This is a genomic window from Mycobacterium sp. NGS45 (genome assembly GCF_059812645.1).
In genome coordinates this window covers 1-1342 of the sequence record NZ_JCALDB010000057.1, presented here as the reverse complement: position 1 = coordinate 1342, position 1342 = coordinate 1, and the positions used below count along the sequence as shown (strand labels likewise).

Sequence of the window (1342 nt, the reverse complement as noted above, 5' to 3'; positions counted from 1 at the left end):
GGTGGCGATGACGACCCGTAGTTCGTCCATGGAGACATCGGAGAGGTAGCGTCGGGTCACTTGCCATTCGTCGTGGGCTTCGATGACCACCGCGGTGGCCAGGCGCAGGAACGCCGCGGGGTTGGGGAAGATCTCCACGACATCGGCCCGACGCTTGATCTCCTTGTTCAACCGTTCAATGGGATTATTCGACCAGATCTTTTGCCAATGAGCCCGCGGGAACGCGGTGAACGCCAGCACATCGGTCTTGGCCTCGGCCATCATCGCCGCGACCTTGGGGAAGCTGGGCGCCAGCGTGTCAGCGACACGGTCCCACTGGGCGGCCACCTCGCTGGGATCGGTGTGAGCGAAGATCGTCTTGACCGCCGCGGTCACCGCCGGGGCGTGCTTGGCCGCCACCGCGGTGTGCAGGTTCCGCATGAAGTGCACGCGGCAGCGCTGCCATGATGAGTTGGCGAACTGTTGGGCCACAGCGGCTTTGAGTCCAGCGTGAGCATCGGAGATGACCAGATGCACCCCGGTCAGGCCACGTGCTTTCAGCGAGACGAGGAACTCGCGCCAGAACTCGTAGGACTCGCTGTCGCCGACCGCGGTGCCCAGCACCTCGCGGGTGCCGTCGATGGACACCCCGGTGGCCACCACCAAGGCCTGAGAGACCACGTGCGCCCCGATGCGCACCTTGCAGAACGTCGCATCGCAGAACACGTACGGGAACTCCGTATGGGCCAGGCTGCGGGTGCGAAACGCCTCGATCTCCTTGTCCAACCCGGCGCAGATCCTCGACACCTCCGACTTGGACACCCCCGATTCGACGCCCATCGCGGCGACCAGGTCATCGACGCTGCGGGTCGACACCCCGTGCACGTAGGCCTCCATGATCACCGCGTGCAGGGCCTTATCGATGCGCCGCCGGCGTTCCAGCAGCGACGGAAAAAACGACCCGGCCCGCAGCTTGGGGATCTGCACCTCAACGTCGCCGGCGGTGGTCGACACCGTCTTGGGCCGATGCCCGTTGCGGTGCACCGTGCGCCCGTCGCTGCGCTGGTAGCGGCCCGCGCCGATCACCTCGGTGGCCTCGGCCTCGATCAGCGCCTGCAGCCCAGCACGGATCAATTCGGCGAACACCGCCCCACCATCAGCGGACTTGAGCGCATCGAGCTGGGCAAGCAGGGCAGAATGGTCCTGGGTCATCGCGTAGAGGATCCTTTCGTGAGTCACTTTCGTCGGTAACTCACTGACCACTACGCGATGGCCCACCCCAACACCGGCAACGACACACCCGGCAGGGCCCGACACCGTCACACCCGGGTTCCGAAACCCCACCACGCCAGGGGACTTACCC

Annotated in this window: 1 protein-coding gene; it reads right to left on the bottom strand. The window is 65.7% G+C overall.

What is annotated here, in order from left to right; genetic code table 11:
- Window positions 1-1191: IS256 family transposase (locus AC5Y3P_RS22310; protein WP_500048118.1), on the bottom strand; the 1191-nt coding region annotated here is incomplete at its 3' end.
- Between the last annotated feature and the right edge of the window lie 151 nt (window positions 1192-1342).